Consider the following 13999-nt stretch of genomic DNA (forward strand, 5'->3'; position numbering starts at 1 on the left):
GTCTGAATCCTTGACGGCACGCCGATCCGGCGCCGGAAAACCTTCACTCAAGCGGCAGCAGCATGCAAAACGAGCTGCCCCTGCCGCCCGGCCCCCCGGCAAGCTCTATCGTTCCTCCGTGCGCCTCGGCGATCGACAGCGAGATCGCCAGGCCGAGCCCGGCTCCCCCGCTGCGGCGCGACCGCGATTCGTCTCCGCGGTAGAAGCGCTCGAACACTTTGCCCCGCAGCTCCGGCGCAATGCCCGGGCCGTTGTCGGCGATCTCGATCCGCGCGCGATCGCCGGCAACGGACAGCGCGAGGGTGATCGCGCCCTCGCGCGGGTCGGTATGCTGGACCGCGTTGCCGAACAAATTGAGCACGACCTGCTTCAATTTGTCCGAATCGCCCGGCACGGTCGCCGCTTCCGCGCCGTTCGTGTCCAGCGTGACGTGCCGCTCCCCGGCCAGCATCCGCAGATGATACTCCAGCTCGCGCAGCAGCTCTGCCGGGCGCAGCGGCGCAAGCGTCAGCTCCGGCCCGCGGTCCAGCTTGACGAGCAGCAGCAGGTCTTCGACCAGCTTGTTCATGCGCGCCGATTCGCCGCTCATGCTGCGCAGCGCGGCATGCAGCTGCTCCTCGCTGATCCGGCTGCCGCGCAGCAGCACTTCCAGAAATCCGCGAATAGACGTCAGCGGCGTCCGCAGCTCGTGCGAAGCGTCCGCGATAAACCGCCGCATCCGCTCCTGCGATTCCCGCTCGGCGGCAAAAGCGTCTTCCAACCGCTCCAGCATCCCGTTGAACGACGAGGCCAGCCGGTCGATCTCCGCCTGCCCCGGCTGCGCCGGAAAGCGCTCGTCCAGACGGCCCGCGTCGATACGCTTGACCGTCCCGACCATCCGCGACAGCGGCGCAAGCGACCGGCGCAGCACGGGCCGGTACAGAGCGAATCCGCCGGCCAGCGCCACGATCGACAAGCCGGCGAAGATCGCCAGCTGCCGCCACAAGATGGCGGTCAGCGGCCCGGTAGGCATGCCGATCTGAAGCATCGGCGTGCCGCCGGCGCCGAATCCGCCGGCCGGGCGCAGCACGAGCAGCTGCTCCGTGCCGGAAGCGTCGCCGGCCAGCACGTAGTCGACTTTGCCCGGCTTGGCCGCTTCGCGTCTGAGCGCTTCGTAGCGGCCCGGCGTCAAGATCGGCGCGGACGTGCCGTACTGCGCGTTGAGATCGGTCGCCTGCCCCCGGGCATCGATCGCGGCCAGCGACAAGCCGTTGAACAGCAGCGCACGGCGCTCCGCTTCGTTGCCTTTGGGAGCCGCAGCGCCGGGACCCGGACCGGGGCCGGCTGCCTGCCCGCCCCGCCATTCCTCGATCAGGAACGGCGGGATAGACCGAAACTGCGCTTCGAGCGTCTCCGCCTGATTTTGATACAGAAATCCCCGCATAAGGAAATACTGGAACGCTCCGATCAGCAGCAGCAGCGCCGCCAGCACGAACAGCGAACGCATAAGCAGCTCCCGGTAGAGCGTGCTGCGAAACGGCCTGCCGCCCCGGCCTCCCGCCGGCTTCACGGCAGATCCATCCGGTAACCCGCGCCGCGCAGCGTCCGGATCAGCCGGTGTTCCTTGTCCCCGAGCTTTTCGCGCAGGGAGCGGATATACACTTCGACGATATTTTCCTCGCCGCCGAACTGGTAGCCCCATACGCTGTCGAGAATTTTCGTTTTGCTGAGCACGATGCCGTGGTTGAGCACGAGAAATTTGAGCAGCCCGTATTCCGTCGGCGACAGCGACAGCGCTTCGGACCGGTACAGCATCTCTCCGCGGCGCTCGTCGATCCGGAACGGCCCGATTTCCACCCCGCCGAGCAGATTCGGAAACTGGTTGCGCAGCCTCGCCTGAATACGCGCCAGCAGTTCTTCGAAGCTGAACGGCTTGACCAGGTAATCGTCCGCGCCGAGCGTAAGCCCGGTCACCCGGTCTTCCACCGCGTCTTTGGCGCTGAGCATAATGATCGCGACGTTGCCTCCGTGCTCCTTGAGCCTGCGGCACACGTCAAACCCGTTCATCTCCGGCATCATGATATCCAAGATGACGATATGCGGCCGGAATTGCTCCGCTTCGCGCAGCGCTTCCGTTCCGTTTGCCGCCAGACGCACTTCGTACCCTTCGCCCGTCAGCCCCAGATCGAGAAACTGCAAAATGGTCGGCTCGTCGTCCGCCAACAGGATTTTGACTTTTTTTTCGCCCGCCAATAGGACCTCCTCCGTTCTTGCCGGCCTGCCGCCGGATGTTTGCTATCGCTCATTATGCCTGATCGGGCGAGCATTCAGCAAACATTCAGGGGGTCCTCAGGTGAGTTTCAGGTCGACGGCCCACAATGAGACTCAACAAGGAGGCGTGTTCCATGAATCCATCCCCGCTGATTTCCGTCATTATCCCCATGTATAACGAAGAACCGGTCATCGCCGAGACGTACCGACGCCTGACAGACGTGCTGCGCCGGACCGGGCATCGCCACGAGCTGCTGTTCGTCAACGACGGAAGCGCCGACCGTTCGCCGGACGTTGTGCGCGAACTGGCCCGGCAGGACGAATCGGTCAAACTGATCGATTTCTCCCGCAATTTCGGACATCAGGTCGCCGTGACCGCCGGTATGGATTACGCGGCCGGCGACGCGATCGTCATCATCGACGCCGATCTGCAGGACCCGCCGGAGCTCATTCCTGACATGCTGGGCAAATGGCGCGAAGGCTACGAGGTCGTCTACGCCCGGCGCGTGAAGCGCAGCGGCGAGAGCCTGTTCAAAAAAGCGTCGGCCGCTCTGTTTTACCGGATTTTGCGCGCTTCGTCCGATATTTCGATTCCGGTCGACACCGGCGATTTTCGCCTGATCGACCGCAAAGTGTGCGACGAGATGAACCGGCTCGGCGAACGCAACCCGTTCGTACGCGGACTGGTGAGCTGGACCGGCTTCCGGCAGACGTCGATCGAATACGAACGCGACGAACGTCTGGCCGGAGAAACGAAATACCCGCTCGGCAAAATGATCAAGCTCTGCCTCGACGGCCTCACGTCGTTCTCGCACAAGCCGCTCAAACTGGCCGGATACGCGGGTACGCTCATGTCGGCGGTCGGGTTTCTGTACATGCTGTACGTAATCGGCATGGCGCTGTTCACCGACAGCACGATGCGCGGCTGGGCGTCGACGACCTGCCTCATGCTGATCTTCGACGGTTTCACGCTGATCATGCTCGGGGTGATCGGCGAATATATCGGCCGTATCTACGACGAAGTCAAAGGGCGGCCGCTCTATATCGTGCGCGATACGTTCAACCTGCGGCGAACGCCGTATCCGCCCGCCGACCTGCGCGGGCGCCTGACGGCCGACGCCGAACCGGCCGCTTTCTACGCTTCCTATGCAGCGGGTGCCGCAGGTGCCGCGAGTGCCGCGGGCGAACGGCCGGGCGGTCCCGCGCGGAAGCCGGCCGCGCGCCTGCTGCGGACCGGCGGCAGACCGCTGCGCCCGCCCGGCAAATAACGGCTCCGGCAGCTTGCGCCGGGCAAAATCGCGGCCGTCTCTCTCCTTCCGTTGCCCGCGGCTCCGATATGGGATACGATGCAGACAGATCCCTCCGGCGCAGGATCACCGGCGGTGCGCGGACGCGCCTGCCGCCCTGCTTGCCGGACACGAAAAGGAGAACCCCATGACGCACAAACTGTACGAAGAGTCCGCTTACACCCGGGAGTGGACGTCCCGAATCGTTGAACGCCTCGAACGCGAGCGCGGTCTGTATGTCCGTCTGGAGAAGACGGCCTTCTATCCGGAAGGCGGCGGACAGCCGAGCGATACCGGCTCGATCGGCGCGGCGCGCGTGCTGGATACGATCGCCGAGCACGGCGAAGTGCTGCATCTCGTCGACGCCTTCCCGGGCGAAGAAGGCGAGGCGTTGACGTGCCGGCTGGACTGGGACCGCCGCTTCGACCATATGCAGCAGCACAGCGGCCAGCATCTGCTGTCGGCGACCGCCCTGGACGTGCTGGGCGCCCCTACGCTCAGCTTCCACCTCGGCGAAGAGTACGCCACGATCGACGTGGACCGCGCCGAATGGACCGAGTCCGAACTCGAAGCGCTGGAACTTGAAGTCAACGCGCGCATCATGCGCAATCTGAAGATCAGCAGCTACGAAGTCAGCGCCGGCGAAGCCGCGAAGCTGCCGCTGGTCAAAGCGCCTTCCGTCGAAGGCGACGTGCGCATCGTCGAGATCGAAGACGTCGAATACAACGCCTGCGGCGGCACGCACGTCGCCCGTACCGGCGAGCTGGGCCTGCTCAAGCTGCTGCGGGCCGAGAAGCAAAAAGGCCGTCTGCGGCTCGTGTTCAAAACCGGCTTCCGGGCTTTGGCCGAATTCACGCTCCAGACGCGGGTGCTGGGCTCGCTGTCCGCCAAGCTGAGCACGCCGAAGGAAGAGCTGCCCGCGCGGCTGGACCGGATGGCCGAAGACGACCGGCGCAGGCAGGCCGAATGGAACGCGCTGCGCCTGAAGCTCGACGCGTACGCGGCGGACGAGCTGCTCGAAGAAGCGGAGCGTACCGGCGGAGCGGCTGCGCGGCTGTTCGACGGCCGGACGATCAAAGACCTGATCAGCCTGGCCCATGTGCTGACTGCGCGGACGCCGAAGCCGGTGCTGCTCGGTTCGACCGACGAGTTCAAGCTTGTGCTCTCGCACGGAGGCGCAGCGGGCTTCTCCTGCGGCGCGCTGTTCAAGGAGATGCTGCCGGCGTTCGGCGGCCGCGGCGGCGGAAGCGAGACGTCCGCGCAGGCGGCGTTCGGCTCGGAAGCGGAACTGGTCGCGTTCTATGAAGCGCTCAAGTCGCGTTTGGCCGGCAGCGAACGAGCCTGAACGGTCTTGTCCGATCACCGGTTCGGACTTGAATGGTCTACCATCGTCTTGAATGATCTCGAATCGTTTCGAACGCACACAGGCAAAAACACGGGACGATCGGCTTTTCCACGGCCGACCGTCCTTTTTTTGCAATTTTTTCTTGCCGTCCGGCGGCTTGACAAGCTATCATAGAGAATGATTCTCAATAAACCCCGAAGCGAACGCCGCGCATCGTCCGCTTCGGGGTACAGAGTACAACCTATAGAGAAAAGAGGGATTGGCATCACTATTTTGAAACGCTTCTTCGCTTTTTACGGTCCTTACAAAGGGCTGTTTCTGATCGACTTCTGCTGTGCCGTGTTCGCGGGCCTGCTGGAGTTGGCTTTTCCGCTCGCGGTCAACGTCTTCATCGACGACCTGCTGCCGGGCCAGAACTGGAGCCTGATCCTGATCGCCTCCTTCGCGCTGCTCGGCATCTACGCGCTGAATACGGGCATGCAATATATCGTCACGTATTGGGGCCATATGCTCGGGATCAATATCGAGACCGATATGCGCAAGAACCTGTTCGCCAAGCTGCAAAAGCTGTCGTTCCGCTTCTATGACAACCACAAGACCGGCCATCTGATCGGACGCGTGACGAACGATCTCAACGATATCGGCGAACTGGCCCACCATGGCCCGGAAGACGTCTTTATCGCGATCATGACGCTGATCGGTTCGTTCATCCTGATGTACAACATCAGTCCGGAACTTGCGATCATCACGTTCATCGTCATTCCGGTCATGGCGTGGATGATCATCTTCTTCGGCCGCCGCATGACGCGGACGTACAGCCGATTGTTCGGCAACGTGGGCAACTTCAACGCCCGGATCGAAGACAACATCGGCGGTATCCGCGTCGTGCAATCGTTCGCCAACGAACGCCATGAACGCGATCTGTTCGACGTCGAGAACCAGGCATTCCGCAAAACGAAGCTGCTCGCCTACAAAACGATGGCCGGCAGCATGTCGGTCAACTACATGATGATGCGCCTGATCAGCGTGCTCGTGCTTATCTTCGGCGCGCTGTACTTTATCCGCGGCGAGATCCAGATCGGCGAATTCGTCGCTTTCCAGCTGCTCGCGAACGTGTTCTTCCGCCCGATCGAGAAGATCAACGCGGTTATCGAGAGCTACCCGAAAGGCATCGCCGGCTTCCGCCGCTATCTGGAGATCATGGACACCGATCCCGATATCCAGGACGCCCCGAATGCCCGAACGGTCGACTCGCTCAGCGGGGAGATCCGGTTTGACAACGTGACCTTCGGCTATGAAAAAGAACGCCCGATTCTGGACGGCATCAGCCTCTCCGTCCGCCCGGGCGAGACGGTGGCGTTCGTCGGACCGTCCGGCGCCGGCAAAACGACCATCTGCAGCCTGCTGCCGCGCTTCTATGAAGTGGATGCCGGAAGCATTACGGTGGACGGCATGGATATTCGCGACCTGACGCTCGAATCGCTGCGCAAACAGATCGGCATCGTGCAGCAGGACGTATTCCTGTTCTCGGGCACGATCCGGGAAAATATCGCCTACGGCAAGCTCGACGCCACCGACGGAGAGATCTGGGAAGCGGCGCAGCGCGCGCATCTGTCCGACGTCATTCAGGCTATGCCGGAAGGCATGGAGACCGTGATCGGCGAGCGCGGCGTGAAGCTGTCCGGCGGCCAGAAGCAGCGGATGGCGATCGCGCGCATGTTCCTTAAGAACCCGCCGATTCTGATTCTCGACGAAGCGACTTCCGCGCTCGATACCGAGACGGAACTCGCGATCCAGAAATCGCTCTCCGAACTTGCGGTCGGACGGACGACGCTCGTCATCGCCCACCGTCTGGCGACGATCAAAAACGCGGATCGTATCATCGTCGTCAGCAAAGACGGCATTGCCGAAGAAGGCAAGCACCAGGATCTGGTCGCGGCGGGCGGAATTTACAGCCGTCTGCACGAAGCACAGTTTGGCAGCTAACCGAAAAGGGTTAATGTAGGGAAGAAAGTCAATCGCTCAAGCCAACGAGGAGACGTGATGATCGATGGATGAAACGACGAAAAAGCGTGCGGCCCGGATCGTGGCAGGCACGCTGACCGGCGCCGGAGTCGCCTGGTTGCTAACTTCCCGCAAAGGCGCCGACGCCCGGCAGAAGCTGCATGACCTCGCCGTGCAGACGAAAGATCTCGGCGTGGAACTCGGACACGGCACGGCCGAGAAGACGCGCGACCTGATCGCGCTCGGCCGCGAAGTATCCAGCGACGAAGATTGGAAAGACGCGCTGGAGACGCTCGAAATCGAGCCGGAACCGGAAGCGAATATCGAAGCGCCGCCGGAACCCGATCAGGACGACCACATTTTGTCCGACAAGGAAGCCGCGGCGGCCGATATCGTTCCGTTTCCGCAGAAGCTGCCGGATCTTCGTTAACAAGACCGCCTCTTCTCCGCCGATCGTTCCGCCCTTTTCTCCCGGACGCGCCCCCTGCGGGCGCGTCTTTTTTGCCGGATTGCCGGCTGACTCTGTTCAGATGCGCGCGGCTGGGTAATACTAAAGGAGAACCTTTATAGACAGGAGGCCTACATATGCCGAATCAAACATTGAAATTTATTGCCGGACTCGCGGCCGGCGCCGCCGTAGGCGGTGCCGCCGCCCTGCTGTTCGCGCCGCAGCGAGGCACGGAGACCCGCATGCTGCTCGCCGATACGGCGGTGGACCTGAAAGACAGAACGGTCGTGCTCAAGGACAAAACAGTCGTCGCGGCTGTCGACCTCAAAGACAAAAGCGTCATGACCGCGCTCGACATCAAGGACAAAGGCGTGTCCGTCGCCAACGACATCAAAGAGATCGGCGTGACGACCGCTTCCTCTATTCGCGACAAAAGCCAGGCTTCGTTCTACGCCGCCCGCGACAAAAGCCAGGAGACGATCGCTTCGCTGCGCGTCAAAGGCCAGATCGCAGCCGAGAAAGGCCGCGAACTGATCGAATTCGGCAAAGAAGTCGGCGAAGTCGCCATGGAATGGAAAGTCGAGATCGAAGCGGCCGTTCAGGATCTCAAAGTCGAACTGGAACGCTTCCAGCGCGAACAAGAGAACGATACGAAGCTGCAGGACGATATCAACAAGCTCAAGAAGCAAACGCAGGAAACGGCAGCCGTCGTCAAAAATGCGCAGCAGCGCATCGCCAACGCCGGCAGCTAACCCGCCGATTCCGCCGACCACGAGCAAAAAGCCGATTTCTCCTATAGAGAAATCGGCTTTTTATTGCGTGTGCGTTGCTGCTTCCGGACTGTTCCGTGCTGCGAATATACGGCGGACTAGGGTCTGAATATTTTCCATACCCGCGAGAAGACGGCCGCAAGCGCTTTGCGCTCGGTCAGCAGATTGGCGGCGGCTACGACGAAGCCTGCCCATGCGGCCACGCCGATCGCCAAGAGCAACCACTCCCACATCCCTTCGGCTTTTACTGGCAGGATCGTCTCGAACGGCAGAATGATGATAGCTCCGGTCACGAATACGCGAATCAATCGCATCAGGGTCGGTCTGAAGCTCACTCCGATCAGCTGATGGGCGTACAGCAAATCGATCGCGCGATAGGCCAGACCGAGCATGCTGCCGATCAGTACACCTTTCAAGCCCAGCGGGAATACGAGAATCGTTGAAGCGATCAGTACGATAACCGCCTCGATAATGGCTCGATGCCGCGTTTGCTTGAAGTGGCCGGCGGCGATGATAAGTGTCGATTGGGGAATTTTCCAATTCTCGAGTACGCCGATCCCGACGAACAGCATCAGTACGATCGCATCTTCGTAATCGGTCGTACTGATTCCGTTCGTGTAGACGTGCACAAAAGGCAAACCCAATATCCAGGCGCAGGAATACACGAAAGTCAAAATCATGTAGAACAGCAGTTCATACTGCGAATACGAGACCCGCAAATTGTCGTGCAGTTCCTTGCGGGTAAACAGCTGACCGAAGCCTGCCGTAAATCCGTTGTTAAACACGCCGATCATCATGTTGATGCCGGTAAACACGAGAGCATAGATCGAATAAATACTGACGTCGGTCAACGCGGCGAACAGCGTCAGCAAAATGACGGGCGAACCGAATACGGCCATGCGTGACAGCTCGTGCACCAGCACGTTGTTCCGGTTTGCGAGGGCGCTCATGTCCGGCTCCACGTCGAAGCGAACATCCGGGTATTTGCGCTTGACATAGAACGTAATCCCGGCGGCCTGCAGTACCTGGGCTCCGAGCGCCGCCGTGTAGACGAGCGAGTAATGGACTCCTGCCTGCACCAAGCTGACGATAATCACCGTGTTGGCGACCAGATACACGATTCGGAACAGAGAGAGCACATAGTTTGCCTGCGAAGCGGTCAGCAGAGCATTGTATTTGGCGATGGTAAAATAGTTCAACAGACTGGCGCTGCCGACCGCTCCCACGAGGATCAGCACATCCAGGTACTTGACCTGCTCGCCCATCACGAACAGCGGATACACGAACATCATGACCAGCACGATACCGGCGGCGTACAGGCCGACCTGGCGGTACGTCTTTTTGGCCGCGGCCAAAATGCGGTTCACCGATCCGGAGTCACCTTCCGTCAGCGGCTTGTAGAGGGAAAACGTAAGCGCGCCCGAGATGCCGACTTCGATCAGATACAGGTAACCGATAAACTGCACGACCGATACGACAAGCCCGTTGACGTCCGAACCGTAGCTTTGGATGATCAGACGGGGAATGATCAAGCCCGCGCCGAAATTGACCAACTGCATAAAAATTGCAGTAAGCGTGTTGTACAAGGCACGTTTTGTTCGCACGGGATATTTCCTTTCGATTTAAGCTGGCAGATCAGCTTCCGTATTTTTGTTTGAGTCTCGAGTAGTTTTTATCACCCAGCAGAGTGCGCGTCATGCGAAGTCCAAAGCCGATTTGACGGCCGAAGCGGCGCCACAGGAAGCTTTTGCTGCGGCGGATTTCTTTCTCGCTGAGCCAGGAACCGGCGAAATGATGGATAGTGCAGCTTTCCTCGGGAATCGGACGATCGGCAATCTTGGATTTGTCCGGACTCCATTCCAGCGGACAGAATACATCTTTCGGATATAGGGCAAACCCTTCAAAGACCTGATAGCGGTTATCGGGCACGAATCCTCTTGACACGCAGTATTCCGTAATAATCTTGACGTTGGTCGTAATGTCCATATTGCCGTCCGGCTTGATAAAAGCCCGGTTTTCGTAATAACTTAGGAAATCGCGGATAACGGGGCTGCCCGCCTGCGCTCCGATAACAGCCGTAGGAATCGTTCGCAGCGTCTCAAAACCGGAAAATGCTTCGTGCTTCAGAAAAGGATCAAGCGTCTTCAGTACCTGAACATCGGTATCCATATAGATTCCGCCCTGGGTATACAAGGCATGCAGGCGGACGTAGTCGCTGACAAAAGCATACTTTTTGGACGCGTACGCCTGTCGAACGAACAGATTGGATTCAATATCGAAGCTGTCTTCGTCCCAACGCACGATTTCGTAATCCGGCAGATGCAGCTTCCAGCTCTCGATGCATTTAACGGCAAGTTCCGGCAGCTCGCTGCGGCCGAACCAGCAGTAATGAATGATTTTTGGAATACGTTCCACTTCCGTTCCTCCCTTTAGACTATTTTGGCTTGCGTAACCCCTAATGCATTGACCTTCTGACGCCCGGACCATTTTTTCTTGACGTTCGACAAGCCCAGGAACAAACGCAGATACCAGGCGGCGGCCCGATACCTTTTTTTGCCGCACAACATGGCGAACACTCGCATTGGCAGCCAGAGTCCCCGGTCGCTTCCTTCTTTTGTCATGCTTTTTTCGAACAGCGGATGCGTGCCGGCTTGCTTCAATTCTTTATGTATGACTCTGATTTTCATGCCGGAAGACAGATTGTGCAGGCAGCTGTTTTGCACCCGTTCAAAAAATAATCGGGACAGCAGCGCCTGATACACGTTGGAATTGGCATAATCGGCATAATAATCGGAAAAGCGGTCCACCAAAAAAAGCTCTCTTTTCAAATAATCCGGCTTCGGACTGTTCATCAAGGAATCGCCGCGCTGGAAGTAGCAGTAGAACGATTCGGACACCGCGGAACAGACTCCGGCATGCTTGAGAAAGCAGAGATTGAACAGCACGTCTTCGCTAAACACCCTGCGGTTCGATTCGAATCTCAACGCCTGGCTTTGAATGATACTGCGGCGGTAAATCTTGTTCCACACGACGACGGAGTATCTTTTGTCATTCCAGAATTTATCCAGTCCGAACAGGGGCAGTTCGAGCTTCTCGCTGCGCAGGCCGAGTACGCCGTGTTCAAGACGCCCGTCTTCGTACGCCAACGTATAGTCGCACGCACACAAATCCGCCTCATGCTTCTGCGCGCTGCGATACATCGTCTCGAATGTCTTGGGCAGAATCCAATCATCGGAGTCCACAAAACCGACAAATTCGCCCGAAGCGGCATCCAGACCGGTATTGCGGGCTCCGCTGAGTCCACGGTTTTCCTGACGGATAACTTGGATCCGTTCGTCCCGTTTCTCATATTCGCGCGCAACTGCCGGCGATCCGTCGGTCGAACCGTCGTCGATTACAATAATTTCGATGTTTTCCAGCGTTTGCGCAAGCAAACTGTCCAAACATCTTCCTAGGTAATGTTCCACGTTAAATACGGGTACGATTACACTTACCAACGGTTTCAGCTTCCTCTGCCTCCTTCTTTCATCATAATTGGCGATTCGCCATGCTTCCACGTAAAAAGAGCTTACTATGTACGAAAAATAGGTAAAAATGTCGAACTGTTGTTACCGACCTAGTACTTGCTGCCTAAGTGTCGATTTTATATAAACCAGAAGAACGAGACTTGAATCATTTTCTTCTATTTCCATTGATATATCAGAAAAGAAATGAAAACACAAAAAAAGAAGCATTCCTATCCTGTTTTCGGATAGCCAATGCTTCTTTGCCACAAAACTTTGCCTTTTTAAGGTTAAGCCGCTTTTTGAGCCGCGATTGCCGCGCGCTCGGCCAGCGTCTTTTTCCAGAAACCGAGGATCAGGCCGGAGATGACGGCGCCGATCACGACGGTCAGCAGGAACAGTACCGCGTGGTTCGCAAGCGCCGCGACGAAGATACCGCCGTGCGGAGCCGGAACGTTGATAGCCCACCATTGGGTCAGGCCGCCCGCGATCGCGGAACCGATAATGCAGGAAGTGAGCACGCGCAGCGGATCGGCGGCCGCGAACGGAATCGCGCCTTCCGTAATAAAGCTTGCGCCGAGCACGTAGTTCGTCAAGCCGGATTTGCGTTCTTCTTCCGTGAACTTGTTCTTGAACAGCGTCGTCGCCAGCGCGATCGCGAGCGGAGGCACCATGCCGCCGGCCATAACCGCCGCCATCCAGGCGCCGTCGCCGGTCGAAGTGAAGATGCCGATCGCGAACGTGTACGCCGCTTTGTTGAACGGACCGCCCATATCGATCGCCATCATGCCGCCGAGCAGCAGGCCGAGCAGGATCGCGTTGCCGGTACCGAGGTTTTCCAGCACGTTCGTGATCCATGTGTTCAATCCGCCGAAGACCGGATCGATGATGTAGTACATAACCAGGCCGACTGCGAGCAGGCCGAGCACCGGATAGATCAGGATCGGTTTGAGGCCGTCAATGCTCTTGGGCAGACCTCTGAACAGCTTGCGCAGACCGATCACGATGTAACCGGCCAGGAAGCCGGCAGCGAGGCCGCCGAGGAAGCCGGCGCCGGACGTGGACGCCATGTAACCGGCTACGATACCCGGCATGAGGGCCGGACGGTCGCCGATGCTCATCGCGATAAAGCCGGCGAGGATCGGAATCAGGAAGTGGAACGCGCCGTCGCCTCCGCCGATACCCATGAGCAGCTTGAAGATCGGGTTCTCCGATCCGCCGCCGCCGTACTGTTCGAACAGGAACGAGATGGCGATCAGGATACCGCCGCCCACGACGAACGGCAGCATGTGCGAAATGCCGTTCATGAGGTCTTTGTAGATTTTGCCGCCTACGCTGACTTTGCCGCCGGCATCCGAGCTCCCTGCCGCTCCGCCTTCATGCCGGTAGATCGGCGCGTCGCCGGTGACCGCTTTGCGGATCAGTTCTTCCGGCTTGCGGATGCCGTCGCTGACTTTTCGCTGCAGCACCGGCTTGCCGTCGAAGCGGGCCATTTCCACGTTTTTGTCGGCAGCGATGATGACGCCGTTTGCGCGGGCGATCTCGGCGGCCGTCAGTTGATTGCCGACGCCTTCCGATCCGTTCGTCTCGACGCGGATATTGATGCCGAGTTCTTTCGCTTTTTTCTTCAGGGCGTCTTCCGCCATGAACGTATGCGCGATGCCGGTCGGGCAGGCGGTTACGGCGACGACGAACTGGTCGGAGCTCGGATTGCCGACGATGACGTCGGCCATGCCGGAAGCGCTTCCGCCCACGGCGGCATCGGACTGCCGCGCCGATTCGGCTCTTTTCGCTTTCTCGGCCGCTTCCGCAGCTTCGGATTGGGTCTGCGCCGCGTCGAACAGCGCCGTTACTTCGCCCGGGGTCTTGACCGCGCGCAGACGATCGAGGAAGTCCGCGTCCAGCAGCATGCGCGACAGCACTTTGAGCGCCTGCAAATGCAGGTTCGATTCGCCTTCCGGCACGGCGATCATGAAGAAGAAGTAAGCCGGCTGGTCGTCAAGCGATTCGTAGTTGACGCCCCGCGTGCTTTTGCCGAACACGATCGTCGGCTGGTTAACCGCGCCCGTCTTGGCGTGCGGCATCGCGATGCCTTCGCCGATGCCCGTGCTGGACTGCGCTTCGCGGGCGAGGATCGCCTGCTTGAACGCCGAGACGTCGTTGATGCGGCCGCTTGCGTTCAGGGACGCGATCAACTCGTCGATCACGGGTTCTTTCGTGGCGGACCGCAGGTCCATGATCATGACCGGTTCGATCATCAGATCCGTAATTCTCATTCTATTCCACTCCTCTGTGGGGTTGTCGGCACGCGGTATGCGCGCCGTTCATGCACGATTTGCGTTCACTAGATTTGCGTTCACTAGATTCGCTGCGTTCGTTCTCGTTCCAAACCG

The 13999-nt window shown here is 59.3% G+C and carries 11 protein-coding genes; 5 read left to right on the forward strand and 6 right to left on the reverse strand.

Going from position 1 to position 13999, the window contains the following annotated elements; all coding sequences use genetic code 11:
- Nucleotides 1-43 precede the first annotated feature (43 nt).
- Together FFV09_RS01745 and FFV09_RS01750 are read right to left on the reverse strand one after the other, a co-directional pair.
- Entirely contained in the window at nt 44-1486 is a 1443-nt protein-coding gene (locus FFV09_RS01745; protein WP_141450272.1) for a sensor histidine kinase, read from the reverse strand.
- Nucleotides 1487-1545: 59 nt separating this feature from the next.
- Entirely contained in the window at nt 1546-2232 is a 687-nt protein-coding gene (locus FFV09_RS01750; RefSeq protein WP_141446086.1) for a response regulator transcription factor, read from the reverse strand.
- A gap of 152 nt (nt 2233-2384) precedes the next feature.
- On the opposite strand from FFV09_RS01750, the gene FFV09_RS01755 reads away from it, so the two are divergent.
- The 5 genes from FFV09_RS01755 to FFV09_RS01775 all read left to right on the forward strand — a co-directional run bounded on the left by FFV09_RS01755 (nt 2385) and on the right by FFV09_RS01775 (nt 8085).
- Nucleotides 2385-3518 (forward strand): glycosyltransferase family 2 protein, encoded by a 1134-nt coding sequence (locus FFV09_RS01755; protein WP_141446087.1) that lies wholly within the window; start codon nt 2385-2387, stop codon nt 3516-3518.
- Between the two features lie 166 nt (nt 3519-3684).
- Complete coding sequence (locus tag FFV09_RS01760) at nt 3685-4881, forward strand: alanyl-tRNA editing protein (protein ID WP_141446088.1); 1197 nt, start codon at nt 3685-3687, stop codon at nt 4879-4881.
- A 270-nt stretch (nt 4882-5151) separates the two neighbouring features.
- Nucleotides 5152-6867, forward strand: a complete 1716-nt coding sequence (locus FFV09_RS01765) for an ABC transporter ATP-binding protein (protein WP_170315129.1) — start codon at nt 5152-5154, stop codon at nt 6865-6867.
- A gap of 64 nt (nt 6868-6931) precedes the next feature.
- Nucleotides 6932-7315: a YtxH domain-containing protein gene (locus tag FFV09_RS01770; protein ID WP_141446090.1), complete on the forward strand. Its 384-nt coding sequence runs from the start codon at nt 6932-6934 to the stop codon at nt 7313-7315.
- Between the two features lie 155 nt (nt 7316-7470).
- Entirely contained in the window at nt 7471-8085 is a 615-nt protein-coding gene (locus FFV09_RS01775; protein ID WP_141446091.1) for a YtxH domain-containing protein, read from the forward strand.
- A gap of 116 nt (nt 8086-8201) precedes the next feature.
- Here the strand turns inward: FFV09_RS01775 and FFV09_RS01780 are convergent, their stop codons facing one another.
- The 4 genes from FFV09_RS01780 to FFV09_RS01795 form a co-directional block, all read right to left on the reverse strand.
- Nucleotides 8202-9707: a polysaccharide biosynthesis protein gene (locus FFV09_RS01780; protein WP_141446092.1), complete on the reverse strand. Its 1506-nt coding sequence runs from the start codon at nt 9705-9707 to the stop codon at nt 8202-8204.
- 31 nt (nt 9708-9738) lie between these two features.
- Nucleotides 9739-10518, reverse strand: a complete 780-nt coding sequence (locus FFV09_RS01785; RefSeq protein ID WP_246098449.1) for a glycosyltransferase family 32 protein — start codon at nt 10516-10518, stop codon at nt 9739-9741.
- Nucleotides 10519-10532: 14 nt separating this feature from the next.
- Entirely contained in the window at nt 10533-11660 is a 1128-nt protein-coding gene (locus FFV09_RS01790; protein ID WP_281288467.1) for a glycosyltransferase, read from the reverse strand.
- 236 nt (nt 11661-11896) lie between these two features.
- Nucleotides 11897-13882: a PTS fructose transporter subunit IIABC gene (locus FFV09_RS01795; protein ID WP_141446094.1), complete on the reverse strand. Its 1986-nt coding sequence runs from the start codon at nt 13880-13882 to the stop codon at nt 11897-11899.
- Nucleotides 13883-13999 lie beyond the last annotated feature (117 nt).

It is taken from the genome of Saccharibacillus brassicae, from assembly GCF_006542275.1.
GTDB classification, from domain to species: Bacteria; Bacillota; Bacilli; order Paenibacillales; family Paenibacillaceae; genus Saccharibacillus; species Saccharibacillus brassicae.